We start from the raw sequence: 22,058 nt of genomic DNA, 5'->3' as shown, positions 1-22,058 counted from the left end.
GCCGCTTGAAATACTTCGTCTTGTACGGATATTCTCAAGAGGAAACCACTCGTCCTCATGTTAGGTAAGCCCTATATAGCTTAGGCAGGCATGAAAATCAGGAACACGAGCAACATAGTTCTCTAGGAAATTAATCGATGTTTTTTAAAAAAATTTTAGTTTATTTAGGTTTAATATTTTTATCTCCGTTAAGCTTGGCAGAGGATGTACATGAATATCACTTAAAAAATGGAATAACTTTGCTAGTTAAAGAGGATCATCGAGCCCCTGTAGTTATTTCAGAGATCTGGTATAAAGTTGGAAGCAGTTATGAACCTAATGGAATAACTGGTATTTCACATGCTTTAGAACATATGATGTTTCGCGGAACCAAAAAATTTGGACCGGGTATGCTAGAAAAAATTGTCTCGGAAAATGGAGGAGAACAAAATGCCTTCACCGATTCAGATTTTACTGCATATTATCAAAAATTTTCTGCTGACAAATTAGCGATTAGTTTTGAATTAGAAGCCGATAGAATGCGCAATTTATCATTACGCCCACAAGATTTTCTTAAAGAAATTCAGGTTGTAATGGAAGAAAGACGTATGCGTGTCGATGATAATCCCCAAGAAATTTTATTAGAACGTCTTAATGCTGCCGCTTTTGTTGCAAGCTCTTATCATCATCCTGTCATCGGCTGGAAAAGCGATCTACAAAATATGACCGTTGAAGATTTACGAAAATGGTATGAAACCTGGTATGCACCTAATAATGCCATACTAGTTGTCGTAGGAGATGTAAAACCCAACCAAGTTTATCAATTAGCACAAGCTTATTTTTCTAATTTAAAACCCCTCCCTCTCCCGAAAATAAAACCAGAAAAAGCTATTCCCCCATTAGGAGAAAAGCGCCTCATCATACAAACCCCTGCTCAGTTAGCTTGGCTTGTCATGGCTTATCCAGTGCCAGTCATTAAGGAAGGTTTAAATAGTCAAGATCCTTACGTTTTAGATCTTATTACAACCTTATTATCAGGTGGTAATAGTGCTCGTTTTGCGAAAAATCTTATTAGAGGGCAACAAATAGCTGCCAATGCTAACGCATTTTATAACCCTGTCAGTCGTCTAAATAATTTATTTTTGTTGCAAGCCACACCAACGACTGGACATACTTTATCAGAACTTGAATTAAGTTTATTAAAGCAAATCAAACAGTTACAAACTTTTAGTGTTAATAGTGAAGAATTGAAACGCGCAAAAGCCCAAATAGCTGCTGACAAAATATATCGAGAAGATTCTATAACTGCACAAGCGTATGAACTTGGAAGTTTAGCTGCAATTAACTTGCCCTGGCAAATAGAACGAGATTACTTAAAACATATTAACGCTATTACACCACGTCAAATACAAACTGTTGCCAATAAATATTTGCTCGCTTCTCATTTGACTATCGCTTACTTACTGCCTTTACCCATCAACTCAAGTAATCCCAATTCTTTATCAATGATAGGATCGATACATGCGCATTAAATTTTACTTTTATTTTTTGACTTTTTTATCGATATTTATTATTGGCACTACGCAAGCAGAAACCCCACACGTTATTCTAAAAATTGAACACTGGTCTACAAAAAATGGTATGCCGGTTTATTTCGTTGCTAAAAAAGAACTACCTATTATAGATATCGGTGTCTTATTTCATGCTGGCTCTGCTCAAGATCATGATTCACCAGGGATTGCTCAATTTACTGCACAAATGTTAGACCAGGGGACTCAAAATTTAAATGCTGATCAAATTGCTAACCGATTTGAAGCCGTCGGAGCTCATTATAATGCAGGTGTTAACCAAGATATGACCGTCTTAAATCTACGCTCACTCAGCGCTCCACAATTCTTCAACTCAGCATTAAGCACTTTTTCTGGCTTACTTAAGGATGCGACTTTCCCTAAAACGGCTATCAATAGGATTAAAAAACAAATTCTAATCTCTCTACAACAAGAAGCGCAAACACCGAGTGCTATTGCCGCTAAAATCTTCTACCAAGCTTTATATGGTCTTCATCCTTATGCCTCACCTATATTAGGAACTACAACAAATATTAAGCAAATATCCCAAGAAAAATTATTAAAATTTTACCATCGCCATTATGTTGCAAAAAATGGCGTCATCGCTATCGTAGGAAATGTAACTAAAGCAAAAGCAATGAATATTGCCGAACAACTTTCAGGTGCGTTGGCACAAGGAAAAGCCTCTATCCCTGTCAATGCACCTTTATCTCCTCACTTAAAAAGTCACATCATAAAAGTTCTTTATCCATCCAAACAAACAACTATTTTTTTAGGTCAAATCGGTATTGCTATAAAAGATCCTGACTATTTTCCACTGGTTGTCGGTAACCAAATTTTAGGTGGTGGCATACTTACCTCAAAACTTTTTAATGAGGTTAGAAATAAACGAGGTTTATGTTATGGCATAAATAGTGGATTCAAGCCATTACAAGCCGCTGGCCCTTTCTTAATTGTGCTACAAACACGCTGCGATCAAGCGGCTAAAGCACTTTCTTTGACTGAACAAACTTTAAAAAACTTTCTTGTTAAAGGTCCCACTTCGCAAAATTTGCAAGAAGCCAAACGAGCTCTTGTCGGCAGCTTTCCACTTTCGATCACTAGTAATGAAGGCATTTTAGCGGCTACAGAAAAGATAGGTTTTTATCAATTACCATTGAATTACTTAGACACCTACCAACAAAATATTAATTCTGTAAATTTAGGGCAAATTAAGCAGGCATTCCAAAGGATTAAACCAAAAAAAATGATTGTCATTACGCTAGGGGAAAAATAATTACATCGTGTAAAATATTTGACTGTATGACTGAGCTCCATCAATGGGACCAAGAGCAGATGGAGGCAAATAATAAAATGTAGACGGACCACAACTTGCTATTGCAGGAAATTGTGGGGGAAACAAATCCGATCCTACAGTTTTTAAGCTGTCTGCATCGCATGGATCAATACGACTTAAATAAAACTTAACAATTTCAGGGCTTGCAATCAACGATAATTTCTCTTTGATTTTCTGTTTAGTTTCAAATTCTTGTTCTATTGCTAGTTTTAATTGATTGACCCTATCTAATTGTTTACTGAAGCCAGATAATACATTATCTTCTTCCATTTCATCAAGCGATCCTAGGCTAAGTATTTGTTTAATAAAATTTCGATTCAAATTATTTAATTCTTTTTCTTCATTAATTAAATTATCTCGAAACTTATTGTATTTATCAGTAGCCCCTAAATAAAAAGTTAATAAATTATTAAACTCTGCTCTATTGTTAGCGAAGGAACTAGGTAAACGAGGAGATTCTTGAATTTCAGGATTTTGCTCATTCTGCAAAATCAGTGTCCTACAAACGATAATCCGCTGAAAGATTTCGTCGAACCAGTTTAAGTATTGAGTCAAATAACTTATAAATAGTTTATTTTTAGCCGGATCGTTAAAAAAAGAACTTATTTGATTTTTACGTTTGTTTAGTTCGTCATTTTTTTCAATAAGATCATTCTGATGTAAAGACAAATATTTTAAAAATGCATTTGCGCTACTCATTAAAACTGTTTTCGAACAATTTTCAATAATATGAAAAAGCTTGTATAGTTGAGCATTTTTATCGTTTTTCCATTTTTCAAATTCAAAATTCCAAGCTTCATAGTCTTGTAGTAAAGTCATATCAGGCAAACCCGAATTATTAGAACGATTATTTAAAGAAGCCTCAATGAAGATCTCTTCTTCTATCAATTTTTTTTCAACGTTTAATGGTTCTTGGTTGTTGAGCAAATCTTCATTAAGCTCGAGTTCTCTATTTCCATTAGCAGTATAATTAGATTCCACTTGCGCTTCACCCAAGCTTTCAATCGTTATTTCTTTAGTTGCATTCATTAACTGGCTCGGCTGAGGTAAGGCAACTTTTTTATCCGTATCCTCAGAACTTCTTTGTTTAACAACAGAAAGAATCTGTTTTGAATGATTAAAAGTTTTGCTAGACAGTTTTTCAAAAAATTTATAGGTTCTTTGATAGTCATCGGCTTCTACGATGATGGCATATAATCTAATTGCTCGATCATCCATTTCGCACTTAATTAATCGAATTAATTTTACCAGACAATTTGATTGTTCTTTTAATTGTTTATATTCCTTAATATTACGTTTTACTTTTTTAATCATTGATTTAGACAAGAGTTTAAAATTTTTGTGATCATCGATAAAAGAAACAGGAAGCATACTTAAAAATTTTTTGGCTTCCGTATTTAAATTATGATATTTTTTAATTATTGGGTTAACTTGATCAATAAGAAGTTCTGTCGATAAACATGACGTATTAAGCAACTCTTTTAATTGAAACAATTTCTTTTTATGGCCTCTACTTTTTGTTAAAGGTTCCTTAATTATAATTTCATCCATTAATTTTAATAGTTCAGGTAAACTTAGATCGGTTAAATGGTGTGTTTTATAAATATAATTCCAATTACCCATACTTAATATAAGCTTATTTATAGATGAGGAGAGTTGCCCCATAGCAGAAGAAAGTTTCTGGCAAAATTGATTTATATCTTGGAGGTTCTCTTTTATATTTATATTTTTTAAAATTTCCATCAAATTTCTAGACAAATAAATTAATGGTTCTGAAAAAAATTCAATCATTTTATTCTCTTCTACTCTCTTATCCTTCTCTGAATAAACTTCATTACTTTTTTTAATTATTTTTTTAGTTTTAGATTTATCAAAGAACAGGTGCTTTTCTATTTTTTGATACTCAGCTTCACAAGTTTTTTGTTTTTTCTCTAATTTTTTTAAAAAATTAATTAGCGTATTTGCTTCAGGCATCGGAATTAAATCTGACTCTAACTTGGGGATAAGAGCCGTTTCTAGCGATTTGGCATCAGACAAGATACTTTTAATATTTTGTATCATTTCTAAGTTTAATTTGATTTCTTCAAGAATATTTTCCTTATGATGAAAGTAGTTTTCTTTATTTTTAAAGTTTTTTTCTAAAAATTTACTTATTTTTTCATTTTTTCTTTTTTCTAATACTTCTAAGGATTCAAATTTAATATTGATAAACCTATTAAAAGCAACCATTTGAGCATAAAGCAATTTAGTGTTAGTTCCTTTCAAACGATCATTAAAATTCATATAAGCCAAAGTAAAAATATAATAAAAGCTAAATTCTATTAAGTCTTCCAACTCTATACTTTCAAGCACTGAAATATCGGCTTTGCAATAAGTTTCGGTCATTTGCTTAATAAATAAATTAACTCTTTTGCTTAATGGGATATAAAATTCATCTCTACAGATAGCATGAAATAAATGATTAAGCGCTTCTTTATTTGTCTCTATATTTTCTGATCCTTTTATTTCATTTAATAAAAAATCATTCCCTATTTTAATATTAAATACTTCTAAAAATTTAGGCAGATAATTCTCATGCGTAATGATTACTAAAAGGCTACACATTTTATTCAACTTAGCATATTTATCTTCAATTAAATTTTTTGTTTTTGTATTAAGCAACTGAATGTCATCGACTATTATCTTAAAAAAAGCTAACGATTCATTAATGTCTGATTCATTATCTTCTGGTTTTTTTTTTAGAAAATTACTATATTTTTCTTCAATCTTGCTTAAAGATTCTTGCAAATTATATAACCCCATTATAAGCACCTTTTTGTTTTGTGATTTATAATTGCTTATGTTTAATTCCAAACTAATCGATTTTTTCAAATTACTCAGATTATTTTTTACTAATTTTAACTTAAGATATTCTTTTACAATTTCATAGAAAAAAAAGCAGCGCAATGCAACTAACTCATAATTATGGTTTGGCAAAACAACCGCGTGCGGTATATGGTTGGATAAAAAAATTTTGACATTGGTTAAATCAAATTGATCTACTCTAAAACAAGCGCACATAGAAAACATGGCTTTTATGATTAAAAGCACATTGACATAGCGATCACTGTAATTTGGGATATTACCAAAAAAATTTTTGGTATATTCCTGGAAATAACATTGATAAGATTCAAAAGATAAGACTTCTAATACTTTAGTAAAGCAATCTCCTTCAACATATTCATTATATAAATTCTGCTCTTCTTTTTTTAAGTCGTAAATTAATTTTAAAGAAATTTTCTTGGCACGCTGTTCAAAATTTAATTTTTCAATTGTCAGCGTATAAAATCTTCCGATAAAAATAAAGAATAAAGTAAAATCTTTTATAGAGCCAATAATAAATTTCAGTTTTTCAATTAAAGTAGTTAGTTCTGTTTTTTTCTCTTGAAATTTTCTTCTCTCTTTCTTTAATTTTAATATTAACGCTTGATCATTAACCTTAGCTAATAAGTTATTTCCTAATATAATTTTTTTTTCTAATAATAATAATTCAGCTGAATTATCATGTAATTCTTTTGATAAAGAATAAGAAATAGGCAAAGCCAGATTGTGAAGTACACTCCTATTTTCATCTTCGGTATTTGTGATAGCGTGCACTTCTTCCATTAGCATTTCTTATTTTCCAATAAATTTTGATTATTTTTTATGTCCAAACTCTAGCTAACTATAAATTATACTAGAAAATGAAGAATAAGAGAATTTTTATAAAAAAACTTAAGTTAACTGAGTGGAATAGAAAATTAGGCGGGAATTAAATTTTGTTCTTTTAGCTTAGCAAATACTTTTTCTGCCGCTGCTAACGTAAAATTTATCTCCTGACTTCCATGTAGACTGGATATAAAACCTGATTCAAAAGCAGAGGGTGAAAAATAAATACCTTCAGCAAGCATTCTGTGGAAAAATTCTTTGAAAAGGAGCTGATTGGCTGATTTTACTTGTTGGTAATTATAGATTCCAATCTCTTGAGTAAAAAGAAACCCGAATAATCCTCCGACATGGTGGGCTTGAAAACAAATGTTGGCCTCTTTAGCAAGCGCTAATAATCCAGATACTAGTTTTTCGTTTATAAAATTTAATTCAGCATAGAATTCTGGTTGGCTGACTACTTCTAAAGTAGCAAGACCTGCTGCCACTGCAATTGGATTACCTGATAAAGTGCCAGCTTGATAAACTTTTCCTTGTGGAGCCAAACAATCCATAATTTCAGATCGACCGCCTAAAGCGCCCACTGGTAAACCACCGCCAATAATTTTACCTAGCGTAGTTAAATCGGGCTTCACTTGATAGATTGCTTGTGCACCACCTAAAGATACCCTAAAACCTGATATCACTTCATCAAAAATGAGTAAGCTTCCATAGTAATCACATAATTCACGTAATCCTTCTAAAAAACCAGACAGTGGTAAAACACAATTCATATTAGCTGCGATAGGCTCTACGATGACGGCAGCAATTTCCTTACCATAATGCATAAACATTTGTGTAACTTGCTCAAGATTATTAAAGTCAACACTCAAGGTTTGTTGCGCCACTTCTTTCGGTATACCCGCACTATCAGGTATACCAAAACTGGCTAATCCTGAACCTGCTTTTACCAACAGTGCATCCACATGGCCATGATAACACCCATTAAATTTAAGGATTTTATCGCGACCAGTAAATCCTCGGGCAAGCCGTATCGCTGTCATGGTCGCTTCAGTACCTGAGTTCATTAAACGGACTTTTGCTAAATTAGGCATTAAATTGGAAATTTTTTCTGCTAAGTCAATCTCTCCGGGTGTTGGAGCACCGAAACTTAAACCTCGTCTAGCAGCTTGCTCTACAGCGGATACTATTTTTTCTGGAGCATGCCCAAGAATTAACGCGCCCCAGGACCCCACATAATCGATATAGGACTGACCTTGAACATCAAATAAGTAAGCCCCTTTCCCATGTGAAAAGAATATCGGATCACCACCCACTGCACTAAACGAGCGCACCGGAGAATTAACCCCTCCTGGAATAAACTGCTTAGCCTTACTAAATAACTCATGTGAAGAAACCATATTTAACTTAGACCTGTCTTAAATCTTTACTTTTTTATATACTCAGAAAAATTAAATGTTAATAAAATTTTTTATACCGGGCAGCAATCTACTTGATTGTAAACGATAAACCAAAGCAAAAATGCCATCATAAGACTTACAAGCGTTTTAAATGGGTAAGAACCAAATACGACCCATTTGAGTGTAACAGGGACAGGACCATGCTGTTACTCAGCATTTAACTAAGGCACAATCAAATATTATGCTTAAGTCAATTAATACATTTAAAAACACTCTTCAAGAGCATAAATTATTTAAGCGTAGAGCTATCGCTATTCTTATTGGGATATTGATTCTAAGCATCCTCTTGCTAAGCAGGTTAGTCTATTTACAAGTCTTTCAGCATAAACTTTATACCACCTTAGCCCGTCAAAATCAGCTTGGCCTAGTCTCAATAGAGCCCAATCGCGGCTTAATTTATGATAGAAAGGGTGTATTACTGGCAGAAAATAAACCTATTTTTAATCTTGTTATTACACCTGATTTGGTAAAAAATATAGATGCGACTATTCAACAATTAAGCTCTTTTATAAAAATAGACGCAGAGGATTTAAAACAGTTTAACCGTCAAAAGCATTTACATCATCGTTTTGAACCTGTACCCCTACGCTTAAAATTAAATGAAGAAGAAGTAGCTAAATTTTCTCTAGAAAGATATCGTTTTCCCGGTGTTGCGATACAAGCACAAATGATACGTTATTACCCTCAGGGAGCTCCTTTTGCGGCAATAGTGGGTTATATGGGGAGAATTAATGAAAAAGAATTACAAACCTTAGATCCGGTGAATTATAGTGCAAGTAATTTCATTGGAAAAACAGGCGTAGAGAAATATTATGAAGCACAGCTACATGGTGCAGTCGGTTACCAGCAAGTAGAAACGAATGTACACGGCCAAATCGTGCGTATATTAAAACAAACTCGACCCATTGCAGGAAGAAGTATTACCTTAACCATCGATAGTGGTTTGCAAAAATTAGCACAACAAGCATTAGGCAGCCAAAAAGGAGCTATAGTCGCTTTGGATCCTCGTAATGGTGAAGTTTTAGCCTTTGTAAGCAATCCTACTTTTGATCCCAATCTATTTGTGAGCGGAATTCGACAACATGATTACGAATTATTACAAAATGAACCTGGAAATCCGCTCTATAACCGTGCCCTACGTGGGGCTTACCATCCCGGATCTACCATAAAACCTTTCATCAGTACGGGGGCTCTTCTAGAAAATGTGGTAACTCCCACCTTTACCATTCATGATGCTGGGGAGTTTCAAATTAATGGCAGAGGGCGGATTTATCATAATTTTCGTCGTCATGCTTATGGTGATGTCAATTTACTCAAAGCGCTGACTGTTTCTTCCGATATATATTTTTATAATCTGAGTCTACGTATGGGTATACGTCGGATTTATACTAGCCTAAAACGATTTGGGTTCGGAGCTCTAACTGATATTGATCTTCCTGATGAAGGGAGTGGAGTTTTACCTAATCCTGAATGGAAAAAAAAATTCTATCACACTCCCTGGTATGCTGGAGATACATTAAATTGCGGCATAGGCCAAGGTTATCTATTAGTAACACCGCTACAGCTTGCCTTCGCAGTCAGTGCTCTCGCTGAATGGGGAGATCGTTGGAAACCTCATGTCGTATTAAGCTGGCGCAAGGGGGACGGAACAATCACCTTAACTAAACCACAACATTTAGAACCAATCAATTTACCTCAAGATATTTTAGGCTTTATCCGTACAGCTATGCAACACGTTGTGAATGCGCCAGGTGGAACAGCCGAACGTTTCTTTCCGGGTGTTCCCTATACCTTGGCAGGTAAAACAGGAACAGCGCAAGTATATAGTTTTAAAAACGATGAGCGTTATGATACCAAAACAATCGCTGCCAAGCTGCGCGATAACTCATTATTTATTGCTTTTGCACCCGTTGAAAAACCTACTATTGCTCTTGCTATTGTTATCCAGAATAGCGTTACTCCAGCTCCTCAAATCGCACGCAAACTTTTAGACTATTATTTAATACTCCCTTCACCCATACCAACTATTACTTCTCAACAAGCTCTTCCGATTATTGTTCCTGAAAAAAAACCAAAGAATAATCAATTAGATGAGCCGTCTAAAAATCTATCGAATTCCCCAGAGGCTTCTGATACTCTAAAGCAACCTAATACCAATAAATTGGAAGCTGAAGAGGATGAAGATAACAACGAAATGGAAGAAGACACTCTCCCCACTCAGTCTGATAAACACCAAGATATTCAAGATAGAGAGGATCATGATAACTCAATAGAAGAGTAATCCATTAAATTCTCTCTTGATTGACAAATAGCCTCTATAAGGGCATGATTGGCCCCTATTTATTCAGGCTTACGCTAAATTTATTAATTGTAAGTTCGTTTGTTGTTATTTCAGGAGGTTGTCCATTGGCCAATACAAAACAAGCAAAAAAACGGGTTCGACAAGCAGAAAAACACCGCCAGCATAATACCGGCTATCGCTCCATGATGCGGACCTATATTAAACGTGTTGTTGTCGCTATTGAGAATGGAAAAGCAATGGAAGCCGATGAGGCCTACCGAGTCGCTTCACCCATTATTGATCGCATGGCTGATAAAGGTTTCATCCACAAAAACAAAGCCGCAAGACATAAGAGTCGTTTGTTAGCTAGAATTCGCAAATTAACAAATACTGTTACTGCCTAAAATCCTCATTCAAATATCAGATATAAAAAGCTGCATTAATGATTTTTTTAGGTTTTTGTCGTGCCTAGTTAATGCTAATGTAGCTTTTCCCAAACTTTTATAAATATATTTTAATTCAGGAAAAGGTTTCAGCGCAGATAGATGTTCTTTTAAAGTCACTATATCTCCTCGTTGCAGAGGCCCTGTCAACGCTTGTTTAGGCTTCAGTCTTTGTGCTTTATCTAAGGCCTGAGACATCAGCGCTAACGTAAGATTTTCAGCCAGTTTATCCGGTAATCCGGCTCTGGAATAACAATCCTTTGCCATAGCCAATAAGGTAACTAGATAGTTAGAGGAAAATACGCTGGCGGCATGATAAATCGGCTTATTTTTTTTTTCAATTGCGAATACCTTTCCTTCTATGGCGCTAAGTAATGGTAGCAGCCGATCGAATGCCTCTTTACTCCCTTCAAATGCAAAATACGTTCCTCTAAAGTTTTTTACATCCATTACTGGATCAGAAAAACTAAAAATTGGGTGCAAGCTCGCTGTGTAACAACCTAAACGAGCTGCAGAATACAAGGATTCAGAAGAGACCAAACCACTGCAATGAAAAACCACATCACCTTGTTTTAATATATTTTGCTGAGTTATTTGCTGCGCTATAAATTCAATACAATCATCAGGTGTAGCAATTAAATAAATATCAGCGGGTTTAAGTTGCTTTAGGGTATGACAAATTCTACCCTCCCCTAAAAAAGCAACTGCCTTTTTACTACTAGCGATACTGAAATTAATGATATCTTGAATAGAAACAAGTTCTGTCTTAAGGAACAAGGTAGCCAAAGTTTTTCCTAGGCGACCACAACCGATGATACTAAGTTTTAATTTCATTTAGCCAAATAACTTAGTTTAATTGTTTTTATCATTTTGACTTTGAGAACTAAGCAACTGATTACCTTCTTTGTTTAAATAAACATTATGACTAGGAAAAGACCATTCAGCGCCGTGCTGCTGAATACAGGCTAACAATTCTAAAAATAATGCTTGTTGAAGCTTTAAAAAATCTGCGCCACTAACAATATCGGTATAGGCTATCACTACTAAATTAAGAGAAGTATTACCCAATTCACTAAGGTTTACGGTAATGGACCTATTTTTATCAATAGCTGTATTGTCTTTTAATATTGACTGCATATCCTCTAAAATAGCTGGAACTTTCATTAAATCCTGGTAACGTAAGCTAATTCGACAATAAAATCTTCTAAATTTTATTCTTGATCGATTTTCGACCACTAAATTTAAAAATAAAGCATTTGGAATATACACAGGCCGACAATCAGGGGTTCGTAACCTGCAAACTCGCCAACCTATTTCTTCGACGGCGCCTTCCACTTTAAGTGCCGGTAAGCTGATTTGATCGCCTATCACAAAAGGCCTATCTAAAAACAACATAAAACTACCAAATAAGTTGGCCAAAAGATCTTTAGCGGCAAATCCTATGACGACTCCTCCCATACCACCAAAAGCTAAGATCCCCGCCATACTAAAGCCAAAAATTTGAAATACAGATAAAGCAGTTAAAATAATAATGGATAGCTTCGCAATCTGACTCAAGCCATGAACTAGGGTTTTATCAATGGCTTTATTCGGAGTTTTATTTTTATAAGTTTGCAGAAAAGCTTCTTTTGCAACAGAAACAAAACGCCATAAAAACCATGCAAATAAACCTGTGAAAGTTAAATTTCGAATTAAATGTAATTGCTCAACACTCAACCCTTTCCAAGCGATACACAGTGATTCCAACGCATAGATTATGCCCATAATAGCAATCAATACCATTAAGGGTTTATAAATAGACTCTAGTAATGCAACGCTTAAAATAGGTGATTTACTGTTTAAACGTCGCTGGTATTTTTGATAGAAAATAGGCAGTAAGAAACAAAGAATAGCTGTTACTACAAGAATAATTAATGCTTTCAGTATACAAAATTGTAATAAAGCTCTAAAGAGTGTTTGCAGAAAATTCACCATTTTTCCGAAGTTAGAATCAAATTCGATACGCGATTATAGACATAAATTTAGCCAACCCTTGCATACTCCATTGAATTACAATCGGTAAGGGAATAGCTCCAGCATACTCAGCTGTCAGGGCATGTTCTAGTTCCTCTTTGCGCATTTGCTCGACAATAATCCGACTTTTTTTATCCTGTAATGGCAGTTTCTGTAAATGCTTATACAAATGCCTTTCTACTTGATGTTCTGTTTCAGCTAAAAACCCCAAGCTTACCCTATCGCCCCACAAGCCGGCAATCAAACCCATTAACAAAGCACTGATATACCAAAATGGATTCAAATAACTAACATGGGTATCTAATTCATGGATACGCTGCCGGCACCAATTGAGGTGATCGACCTCCTCTCCGGCCGCTTTTTTTAATTTTTGTTTAATGATCTTGGAACGGGCAGTCAATGCTTGCCCGGTATAGAGCGCTTGGGCACAAACTTCACCTACATGATTTATCCGCATCAAGCTGCCTGAAAGTTGATTTTCTTTTTTACTTAAAACATTATCTTGTATCAATAAATTTTCAGCCGGATTAGGCCGAGTAGCCGCAGAGAGCAGTGGTATGGATCCTAAAGCTTCATCAAACTGTAAAATTAATTGATCCCAAAAAGAATAATCGCGCATTAAATAACCTTTAGAGTGTATAATAATCGATAATTGCAACAAAACCAAAAAATACGTTAAGCTTAGCGGCTACTCATTTGACATCGCAAATCTATGAAAAAATTATTATACCAATTATTATTCAGTTCTTTACTTATAATTGGCTTTTGCCCCTTAAGCTACGCAGGCTGGCCCTTTAGCTTAGCTCATCAAATAAACAAGAATAGCATCTCTCAGATGTTACAACCTATACTCCCAGCAGTCGTGAATGTTTCTGTTCAAGGAGATATTCCTCCTAATCAATTACCCCCTCCTGTACCAGGGCGTCCTTATCCACGGCATTTTGAAAGCATGGGTTCAGGCGTTATTGTAGACGCAAAAGCAGGCTATATTTTAACTAATGCACATGTTATTCGCGAGGCTAAAACCATCACCGTTACTTTAAGTGATGGTCGCGTTTTTAAAGCAACACTTAAAGGATCAGATCCTGCTTCTGATATCGCTTTACTTACCATCACCCCTGATCATCTAACGGCTATTCCTCTAGGAAATTCTGATAATTTAAAAGTAGGTGATTTTGTAGCCGCTATTGGTAATCCTTTCGGCCTCAATCAAACAGTCACTTCAGGTATAGTTAGCGCATTACAGCGCACAGGATTAGGAATAGAGGGTTATGAGAATTTTATCCAGACGGATGCTCCCATTAATCCAGGAAACTCGGGTGGTGCTTTAATTAATTTACAAGGCCAATTAATGGGTATTAATACGGCCATATTGGCGCCAGGCTCAAATCCAGGAAATATTGGGATTGGTTTTGCTATACCTATTAACATGGCGCATGGCGTTATGAAACAATTAGCTGAATATGGTTCGGTAAAACGAGGCTTAATGGGTGTTCTAGTACAAGATTTAACACCCGCATTAGCTACCGCATTGCATATTTCGCCTGACACCAACGGTGCATTAGTCTCTCAAGTTCCTAATTACTCACCCGCTGAAAAAGCAGGCATTCAAACCGGTGATATCATTCAATCAATTAACGGTACACCCATCCATAACGGTGGACAAGTAAAAAATATCGTCGGGATGCTTAGAGTTGGAGATAAAATTACTATCAAGCTATTGCGCAAAGGAAAAACTATCAATACAGTAATAAACTTGACTGATCCTAAAGATTCTAAAAAAGTCGCTGAACATAATAACCCCTTTCTCTATGGATTAGTGTTACGTGACTTAAATCAAACGATTACAGGTCAAGGTCATTTGATCGGTGTAGAAGTCGTTGATACCGATGAAAATAGTATGGCCTGGCATGCCGGTATCCGTCCTGGAAACGTCATAACCTCGGCTAATCAAATAGCTGTAACTAATGTTGCTCAACTACAAGATATCGCTAAGCAAAGTAAACACGAACTTTTAGTTAACGTATTATCCAGCGGTGGCTTTAGATTTGTAGTGATTAAATAAGAAGCTTTTAGTTCAAATTGATTATTTTAATCACTGATCAATTCATTAGAAGTATAGAATACTTGTTGCTTTGTTTACGCCTTTAGACAATTTTGGTCATGCTGTGTCAGAAGATTTTGGAATCAGTTCAATAACGAAACCCAACTCATTTTGCTTTGCTGCAAAATGAGGATTTATACCATATCCAGCCACAGCAATTAATTCCTTTCGATAGTAAATTAAAGGCACCCTATTACGCTCCCAAGGAGGAACTCCCCATTCTTGAAATAATTTTTTCAACGGATGGGAACCTTGACGATTGCTTGCATAGAACCGTTCTCCTCCTTGCCGAAAAGTCACATCGACTTGTCCTTCTATGAGTAAAGAATAGTTCAATCCTACCCCTAAAACTTGCCTTGTAGTTAGTTGATCTAATGTTGGTAATATCAGTGTCTGACTCAACTCCCATGGAGTAACACCTTGAAAAATAAAATTTTTTTCGTTTTCTAGTAAAGTTAAGACATATAAACTATCACGGTATCGACGTAACTGAATATTTTTCCAATTAACTTGAGGAGATGCATCCACTCTACTTTTTAGTAAAATATCAATTTGTTTTAATTGCTTTTGGCTAGGTAAAGAAAAATGTAACTGCTGCAACCAATAACGCAAAAGATTACTTCGACGTATAGCACTTAACTTCATCAAACTAGAAATAATTAATACATTAGGTGCAGACCCTTGAACCATACTCCAATCTTGGTGGGCTACCTCATCAAGCAGAGAATGCGCTTCTGCCAAATTTGCAGCGGCTCTTGCGATAGTTTTGTCTGCTTGAGGCCAACGTTGCTGAATAACTGGTAGCACTTGATGACGAATAAAATTACGATTAAAACGTAAATCTCTATTGCTATCATCTTCTATCCAAGTTAAATGATGCTTTTGAGCGTACTCATAAAGTTCTGTACGGGTAAAATCTAGCAAAGGTCGTATTAGATAACCTTTTGCAAACCTCTGACAAAATGGCATACTCACTAAACCTTTAAGACCTGAGCCACGAACTAATTGTAATAATAAAGTTTCTGCTTGATCATTACGGTGATGAGCCGTCAATAAAAAGTCTCCTGGTCGAATTCTTTTTGCTATAGCACTATAGCGAACTTCTCGGGCGTATGCCTCTGGGCTTTCACCTGATTTAGGATGCGTATCCACAGGGATGATTTCACAATAAACACCTAGTTTTTCACAAGTATGCCGGCAAACATTCGCCCATTTTATTGAGTCAACATGCCAACCATGATTGATATGAATAACTCGTAAACGTTTTGTGGGTAATAAGCGATTTAATGCATAGAGTAAAACTTGCGAATCCAAGCCGCCGCTATAGGCTATCCAAAAACAAATAGATGCAGGGTATTGTTTTAATAAAAATTGGAGTTTTTCGTGCGTAAACATAAGTTAACCTTACAAAATTTGCCTAGGATCTGTAAAGTCTAAGTTCGAGAGTAATTAAACCAATATGAAAAAAGTGGGCTCAAGGATGATTTTAGCCAGATTTAACCGCGATGGAATGAGGCAATATCGAGTTAATTAAAGTTTCTCTCCATCGATAATAGCCCTTGATACACAGCAGAAGAAATACTGAATAAAGTAGGGAGGTTAAATATAAGTTTTTGCTGATATACAAACCTATAGAAATAAAATCAATCACTATCCATAAAACCCAATGATGTAAATATTTCTTACTCATCATCCATTGAGCAATCAAGCTTAACGTAGTAATCGTGGTATCGGCATAAATAGTCGTAGAATCGGTATTGTGTTTTAGAATAAAACTAATACTGGCAAATAAAACAATCGCGGCTAGCACTAAAGACAAACCCGTAGAATAATGCATTATTTGCATCGCTATGGGTTTCTTTCCACGATTACCATAACACCATTGATAAAGTCCATAAAACTGAAAAATTAAAAAAACTCCCTGTAGACCCATATCGGCATACAACTTGGTACGAAAAAAAATGATGGCATATAAAGAAACCGTAATGATTCCGAAAAACCAATTCCATAAACTACAGCGAGTTAAAAGATAAATATTGACTATACCCGATAGAAACGCTATTACTTCAATATATAAAAGTTTCATTATTTTAATCAATTAATAGAAACTAGATTTATCTCAGAGCTAAGTACCTACAGCTAAAATTTTGCTAAAACGCAGTTCGAGTAATTTTTCCATAGAAAAATACTGGAGCTGTGTTAGTTGTTTAACAAGTTCATCCTTTAGTCGATTAGCCATCTCATCAAAATCAGTATGAGCGCCACCTAAAGGTTCTTGAATCACTGCATCTATCAGTTTGAGTTCATATAAACGATCGGCATTCATAGCCATCGCTTCCGCCGCCTCAGAAGCTTTTTCAGCACTTTTCCATAGAATAGAAGCACATCCCTCTGGTGAAATAACTGAATAAACACTGTATTGCAACATTAAAATTCGATCGGCGACTCCAATAGCTAAAGCCCCGCCTGACCCACCTTCTCCAATTATGGTAGAAATAATAGGCGTCTTCAGCTGAGACATCCGCTGTAAGTTTTGTGCAATTGCACCACTTTGGTTACGTTCTTCGGCGTCAATTCCAGGATAAGCTCCTGGGGTATCAATAAAGGTCAAAATAGGTAATTTAAATCGCTCCGCTAATTCCATTAACCGCATTGTTTTACGATAACCTTCTGGCTTAGGCATTCCAAAATTACGTTGGACTTTTTCATTCGTGGAGCGACCCTTCTGTTGACCAATAATAACGACGGGTTGTTCCGCTAAATTAGCCACGCCACCGATAATTGAAGAATCATCTGAAAACTCTCTATCTCCATGTAGCTCATCAAAATCAGAAAAAATTCTATTGACGTAATCCGAAAAATAGGGTCTTTGTGGATGTCGCGCTAACTGAACTATTTGCCAGGCATTTAATGACTGAAAAATAGACTCGGTTAATTCTATTTTTTTTTGCTCTAAGCGTTTAATTTCTTCATTGACATTAAGCTCGGCATCGTTACCTAACTTACGTAGCTCTTCTATTTTGGCTCCGAGCTCTGCGATAGGCTGTTCAAAATCCAAAAACTTAAAGTGCATAGCTACTCACTTTTTGTTGCATCTGAAGTTTCTGATGAAGGTTCATTTTCAAACTCATAATCGAATTCTTCACGTAATCGTCGTTGCTCTAAATAATCTTCAATAGCTCGGCGCTTTTCAAGTGAAAACCGAACGGGCGAGACTTTTGTTTTCTTATTCAATGCATCTAAGGCCAATTCTTCAGGCCATGTATCTAATTCTTCATCTTCAATGTCTAAGATGTCAGGTGATAATTCAGTATCACTACTTCCATCACCATCATCTTCTTCTAATAAAGCCTCTGTTTCTTTATACTCCATAGATCCTACCTATTAAATAAAGCAGCCTATTTCAGCGCTTACTTTAGTGGGTGTAATACCCATTTGGCAAGTAGAACCTCCATCCTGTTATGAATAAACTTTTACCTCTAATCAAAAACATTCGTGAATGTCGACTCTGTGCCAATCACTTACCTTTAAACCCCAGACCTGTATTACAAGCACATCATCTAAGTCGTTTACTTATCGTTGGTCAAGCACCAGGAATTCGCGTACATAACACGGGAATTCCTTGGAACGATCCTAGCGGGGATCGTTTACGGCATTGGACAAATCTCGATAAAAAAACATTTTATGATATTAATCAAATTGCCATCATTCCCATGGGTTTCTGTTATCCTGGGACGGGCCCTTCAGGCGATTTACCTCCGCGAAAAGAATGTGCAAGCTTATGGTTAGCTAAACTTTTAGCTGGTCTGCCGAACATTCAACTGACCTTACTAATTGGCCAGTATGCACAACAACATTATTTAGGTAAACAGGCTAAAACAAATTTAACCAAACCGTCGCTTCTTTCGCAGATTATTTACCCACCTATTTTCCACTACCACATCCATCACCACGCAATAATATTTGGTTAAAAAGAAATCCATGGTTTGAGAAATTCATTCTCCCCGCCTTACGTATAACATGTTCTACAATATTAAGTATAACTCCCTAAGAGATTATTAGCTTATACACGAATTCTTTACCTAATTCATAGTTGGCGATAAAAAATTAATCTTTTTTATCCTCCACCTTTATTTTTTTAGCCGCTGCCTTTTCACTTTTAGGGATAATGATTCTAAGTACGCCCTGTTTTCCTTCAGCAGTTATCTTATCGGCGTCTGCAGTATCAGGCAAAGCAAAGCGGCGGTAAAAACTACCTTTTGATCGCTCAATTCGTGTATACCCTTCCTTCTCTTCGGTATGAGTCGCCACTCTTTCACCCTTAATTGTCAAAATACCACTTTCCATAGAAATTTCTATATCTTTTGGATCAACCCCTGGAATATCTGCAAAGAGCACAAAGCGAGTAGGTTCTTCTTTGATATCCACGGCAGGCGCCCAATGGCTCGTTTCAACCATGGAACTATCTTCAATGAGTTGATGACTGGGGTCAAAGAGTTGATCCCACTCTTGTGACAGACGGTGTAATTGGTGTAATAAAGAAGGTGATCGGTGCCGTATAATATTTGACATAAGTTACTCCCTTCCTATTTTAAACTATTAGTTTAACTCAAAAAGACGCATTTGATCAGTTTTATGATTTCGATCCCGCTTTTTAAGCTTGAGCCCTAATCTTTAATGTCTGTAAATCAGCTGCTTAATAGAGATACTTATTTTTTTCTGGTAGAGTAAAAACTTTCTTATTTTTGCTACAAAAAAATTTATGTCCTATTATCAACATCATATCTTTTTATGCACTAATCTACGAGAAAATAATAAGGATTGTTGTGCGAAACGTGGGGCTAAACCCTTATTAGACTATTTAAAAGCAAACCTAAAACTACTGATAAAAAATCAACCGCAAAAAATTCGAGTAAGCCATTCTGGATGCCTAGGGCGTTGTAGTTTGGGCCCTGTATTGGTGATTTATCCTGAAAGCACCTGGTATCACTACGAAACACAACATGATATTGACGAAATTATTCAACAACATTTAATAAAAAAACAAATAATAAATCGATTATTATTATCTAATGAAAAATAAATTTTTAGATCTGTTACACCCTCGCTATTGGCCTACGTGGTTAAGTTTAGGAATTTTATATCTCATCACAAAACTATCTTACCGATTACAACTACAATTTGGTAAAAATTTAGGGCGTATCTCCTATTATTTATTGAAAAGATTTCGGCATATCGGAGAAATTAATCTGAAACTTTGCTTTCCTGAGTTATCCAACAAAGAACGAACAAACTTACTTAAAAAACAATTTCAATCTTTAGGAATGGGGCTCATCGAATCGGCTATGGCTTGGTGGATGCCTGATCACAAAATTGATTCGCTCATTCATGTAGATGGCTTAGAACATCTGCAAGAGGCTATATCCAGAAAAAAAGGGGTGCTTATTTTAAGTGGTCATTTTACATCGCTGGATATTTGTGGCCGCCTGTTTTCTAGTATTTTTCCAATGTATGTGGTTTATCGCGAACAAAAAAATCAAGTCATCGATAGATTACTAAAACAACATCGTCAATTTAAATGGATGCAGCCTATACATCGTCATGCAATCCGCCAAATTATTAAAACTTTGAAACAAAACAAAGCAATTTGGTATGCGGCTGATCAAGATTATGGTCCTACACACAGCATTTTTTCGCCATTTTTTAACATTTCTACTGCAACCATCTCAACCCCTAGTCGCTATGCAAGTCGAACTGGCGCAACTGTTGTCACTTTATTTTATCATCGTCTTCCAAAAGGTGAAGGCTATCAAATTACTATCGGACCCATTTTAGAAAATTTTGCCCAAGGCAATGATTACCAAGATATGCTGTGTTTTAATCAATTGCTAGAACAAGCTGTCCGTGCTCATCCAGAACAGTATCTCTGGATACATCGGCGGTTTAAAACAAGGCCGCAAGGTGAACCTTATCTCTATTAAAAATAAACATGCATAAACTTATCGGCGGAATATTACTTATCGTAGGCACTAGCATCGGTGGAGGCATGTTAGCTCTACCTATTGCTACTGCACAATTAGGTTTTATCAATGCCCTATTTTTTTTAGTGACGTGCTGGGCAATAATGACCGCTGCTGCATTGCTTATTTTAGAAGTTAATCTTTGGCATAGTGTAAATAGCAATTTAATTAGTATGGCTAAAACAACTTTAGGTAGATTTGGCCAGATCGTCGCATGGTTTAGCTATCTTTTATTGCTCTATGCTTTATTAGCCGCTTATATTGCCGGTGGTAGTGATTTCTTACAACATCTTTTATTAACGTTTCATATCAACCTACCAGCAAAACTTTCCGCTCTTTTATTTGCAGGATTATTAAGTCTCATCGTTTACAAAGGATTAGGCTCAGTGGATTATGTTAATAGGAGTTTAATGTTTAGTAAGTTATTAACCTTTATTTTGTTAGTGATTTGTATTTTTCCATTTATTTCTATTCATTACTTATTAAGCTTGGAAAATACTTATCGGCTTAGCATTATTTTAGGCAGCACAACGGTCATTATGACCTCATTTGGTTTTGCGATAATAGTCCCCAGCTTACGTAGCTATTTTACTAATGATTTGTTTATGTTACGCAAAGCTATTCTCATTGGTAGCTTAATTCCCTTACTCTGTTACATTTTATGGGAATTAACCATTATGGGCTCCATCCCCGCACATGGGGACTCAGGTTTAATATTCATGTATCATTCAGGCCATTCCACTAGCAATTTAATGGCCGCTTTAAGTCATTTACTTGATAACAAGTTAATTAATTTTTTAGCAAAAATATTTACATCAATATGTTTTGCTACCTCTTTTTTAGGTGTCGCTTTAAGCTTATTTGATTTTTTCAGTGATGGATTGCAAATTGAAAAAAAAGGTTTAAAAAAGTTACTTCTTTATGCCGTCACTTTTTTTCCTCCCTTACTCATTGCCAACCGTTATCCTCATGCTTTCATCCTGGCTTTATCTTATGCGGGGGTACTTTGTGCCATTCTATTAATTCTGCTTCCTGCTATGATGGTCTGGAGTGGACGATATATCAAAAAATGTGCTTCAGGCTATCAAGTTACTGGAGGAAAGCCTTTATTAATTAGTTTAATAATAATTGCCTTATTTATTATTATTTTAAGCCTCATTAACTAAGTAT

The 22,058-nt window shown here is 35.5% G+C and carries 19 protein-coding genes; 9 read left to right on the top strand and 10 right to left on the bottom strand.

Features of this window, described 5'->3' with window-relative positions:
* Nucleotides 1-137 precede the first annotated feature (137 nt).
* Both A1D18_RS01170 and A1D18_RS01165 read left to right on the top strand, forming a co-directional pair.
* On the top strand, nucleotides 138-1,511 hold the full coding sequence (locus A1D18_RS01170; RefSeq protein WP_071661994.1) for a M16 family metallopeptidase: 1,374 nt from the start codon (nucleotides 138-140) through the stop codon (nucleotides 1,509-1,511).
* Nucleotides 1,501-2,823, top strand: a complete 1,323-nt coding sequence (locus tag A1D18_RS01165; RefSeq protein ID WP_071661993.1) for a M16 family metallopeptidase — start codon at nucleotides 1,501-1,503, stop codon at nucleotides 2,821-2,823. Before A1D18_RS01170 ends, A1D18_RS01165 begins: the two co-directional genes overlap by 11 nt.
* Here the strand turns inward: A1D18_RS01165 and A1D18_RS01160 are convergent, their stop codons facing one another.
* The gene (locus A1D18_RS01160) at nucleotides 2,824-6,534 is read right to left on the bottom strand and encodes a hypothetical protein (RefSeq protein WP_216095008.1); all 3,711 of its coding nucleotides are present in this window, start codon (nucleotides 6,532-6,534) and stop codon (nucleotides 2,824-2,826) included.
* Nucleotides 6,535-6,662: 128 nt separating this feature from the next.
* On the bottom strand, nucleotides 6,663-7,967 hold the full coding sequence (gene hemL / locus A1D18_RS01155; protein WP_071661991.1) for a glutamate-1-semialdehyde 2,1-aminomutase: 1,305 nt from the start codon (nucleotides 7,965-7,967) through the stop codon (nucleotides 6,663-6,665).
* Nucleotides 7,968-8,208: 241 nt separating this feature from the next.
* On the opposite strand from hemL, the gene mrdA reads away from it, so the two are divergent.
* Entirely contained in the window at nucleotides 8,209-10,308 is a 2,100-nt protein-coding gene (mrdA, locus tag A1D18_RS01150) for a penicillin-binding protein 2 (protein WP_084028685.1), read from the top strand.
* Nucleotides 10,309-10,352: 44 nt separating this feature from the next.
* Nucleotides 10,353-10,712 carry a 30S ribosomal protein S20 gene (gene rpsT, locus A1D18_RS01145; protein ID WP_425429434.1) on the top strand — a complete coding sequence of 120 codons (360 nt, stop codon included), beginning with the start codon at nucleotides 10,353-10,355 and terminating at the stop codon, nucleotides 10,710-10,712.
* A 9-nt stretch (nucleotides 10,713-10,721) separates the two neighbouring features.
* Here rpsT and A1D18_RS01140 read toward each other — a convergent pair whose 3' ends face one another.
* Genes A1D18_RS01140 through coq7 form a run of 3 tightly spaced genes read right to left on the bottom strand, consistent with a single transcriptional unit; the run spans nucleotide 10,722 to nucleotide 13,383 of the window.
* Complete coding sequence (locus A1D18_RS01140; RefSeq protein ID WP_071661990.1) at nucleotides 10,722-11,585, bottom strand: Rossmann-like and DUF2520 domain-containing protein; 864 nt, start codon at nucleotides 11,583-11,585, stop codon at nucleotides 10,722-10,724.
* An 18-nt stretch (nucleotides 11,586-11,603) separates the two neighbouring features.
* Nucleotides 11,604-12,725: a mechanosensitive ion channel family protein gene (locus tag A1D18_RS01135; RefSeq protein WP_071661989.1), complete on the bottom strand. Its 1,122-nt coding sequence runs from the start codon at nucleotides 12,723-12,725 to the stop codon at nucleotides 11,604-11,606.
* Nucleotides 12,726-12,741: 16 nt separating this feature from the next.
* Complete coding sequence (gene coq7 / locus A1D18_RS01130) at nucleotides 12,742-13,383, bottom strand: 2-polyprenyl-3-methyl-6-methoxy-1,4-benzoquinone monooxygenase (RefSeq protein ID WP_071661988.1); 642 nt, start codon at nucleotides 13,381-13,383, stop codon at nucleotides 12,742-12,744.
* A gap of 216 nt (nucleotides 13,384-13,599) precedes the next feature.
* On the opposite strand from coq7, the gene A1D18_RS01125 reads away from it, so the two are divergent.
* Entirely contained in the window at nucleotides 13,600-14,829 is a 1,230-nt protein-coding gene (locus A1D18_RS01125; RefSeq protein ID WP_143750408.1) for a Do family serine endopeptidase, read from the top strand.
* 96 nt (nucleotides 14,830-14,925) lie between these two features.
* On the opposite strand, the gene tilS is transcribed toward A1D18_RS01125, so the two are convergent.
* The 4 genes from tilS to A1D18_RS01105 form a co-directional block, all read right to left on the bottom strand.
* The gene (tilS, locus tag A1D18_RS01120; RefSeq protein WP_071661986.1) at nucleotides 14,926-16,263 is read right to left on the bottom strand and encodes a tRNA lysidine(34) synthetase TilS; all 1,338 of its coding nucleotides are present in this window, start codon (nucleotides 16,261-16,263) and stop codon (nucleotides 14,926-14,928) included.
* 91 nt (nucleotides 16,264-16,354) lie between these two features.
* On the bottom strand, nucleotides 16,355-16,954 hold the full coding sequence (gene pnuC, locus A1D18_RS01115; RefSeq protein ID WP_071661985.1) for a nicotinamide riboside transporter PnuC: 600 nt from the start codon (nucleotides 16,952-16,954) through the stop codon (nucleotides 16,355-16,357).
* Between the two features lie 39 nt (nucleotides 16,955-16,993).
* A complete protein-coding gene (locus A1D18_RS01110; protein ID WP_071661984.1) occupies nucleotides 16,994-17,941 on the bottom strand; it encodes an acetyl-CoA carboxylase carboxyltransferase subunit alpha in 948 nt (315 codons plus the stop codon).
* Between the two features lie 2 nt (nucleotides 17,942-17,943).
* Nucleotides 17,944-18,240, bottom strand: a complete 297-nt coding sequence (locus tag A1D18_RS01105) for a PA3496 family putative envelope integrity protein (RefSeq protein ID WP_071661983.1) — start codon at nucleotides 18,238-18,240, stop codon at nucleotides 17,944-17,946.
* Nucleotides 18,241-18,329: 89 nt separating this feature from the next.
* Here A1D18_RS01105 and A1D18_RS01100 point away from each other — a divergent pair, with 89 nt between their 5' ends.
* Nucleotides 18,330-18,839: a uracil-DNA glycosylase family protein gene (locus A1D18_RS01100; RefSeq protein ID WP_216095007.1), complete on the top strand. Its 510-nt coding sequence runs from the start codon at nucleotides 18,330-18,332 to the stop codon at nucleotides 18,837-18,839.
* A gap of 136 nt (nucleotides 18,840-18,975) precedes the next feature.
* On the opposite strand, the gene A1D18_RS01095 is transcribed toward A1D18_RS01100, so the two are convergent.
* Nucleotides 18,976-19,440, bottom strand: coding sequence for an Hsp20/alpha crystallin family protein (locus tag A1D18_RS01095; protein WP_071661982.1), 465 nt, complete (start codon nucleotides 19,438-19,440; stop codon nucleotides 18,976-18,978).
* 190 nt (nucleotides 19,441-19,630) lie between these two features.
* On the opposite strand from A1D18_RS01095, the gene A1D18_RS01090 reads away from it, so the two are divergent.
* From A1D18_RS01090 to A1D18_RS01080, 3 genes are read left to right on the top strand one after another with little or no spacing between them, the layout of a single operon-like run.
* Nucleotides 19,631-19,951, top strand: coding sequence for a (2Fe-2S) ferredoxin domain-containing protein (locus A1D18_RS01090; protein ID WP_071661981.1), 321 nt, complete (start codon nucleotides 19,631-19,633; stop codon nucleotides 19,949-19,951).
* On the top strand, nucleotides 19,941-20,849 hold the full coding sequence (lpxL, locus tag A1D18_RS01085) for an LpxL/LpxP family Kdo(2)-lipid IV(A) lauroyl/palmitoleoyl acyltransferase (RefSeq protein ID WP_071661980.1): 909 nt from the start codon (nucleotides 19,941-19,943) through the stop codon (nucleotides 20,847-20,849). The genes A1D18_RS01090 and lpxL overlap by 11 nt, the downstream gene beginning before the upstream one ends.
* An 8-nt stretch (nucleotides 20,850-20,857) precedes the next feature.
* A complete protein-coding gene (locus A1D18_RS01080) occupies nucleotides 20,858-22,054 on the top strand; it encodes an amino acid permease (protein WP_084028684.1) in 1,197 nt (398 codons plus the stop codon).
* Nucleotides 22,055-22,058: the final 4 nt, after the last annotated feature.

Origin of the sequence: Candidatus Rickettsiella isopodorum (genome assembly GCF_001881495.1) — a bacterium.
Taxonomy (GTDB): Bacteria; Pseudomonadota; Gammaproteobacteria; order Diplorickettsiales; family Diplorickettsiaceae; genus Aquirickettsiella; species Aquirickettsiella isopodorum.
The sequence above is the reverse complement of the archived record's forward strand: the minus strand, read 5'-3'. Positions and strand labels throughout refer to the sequence as shown.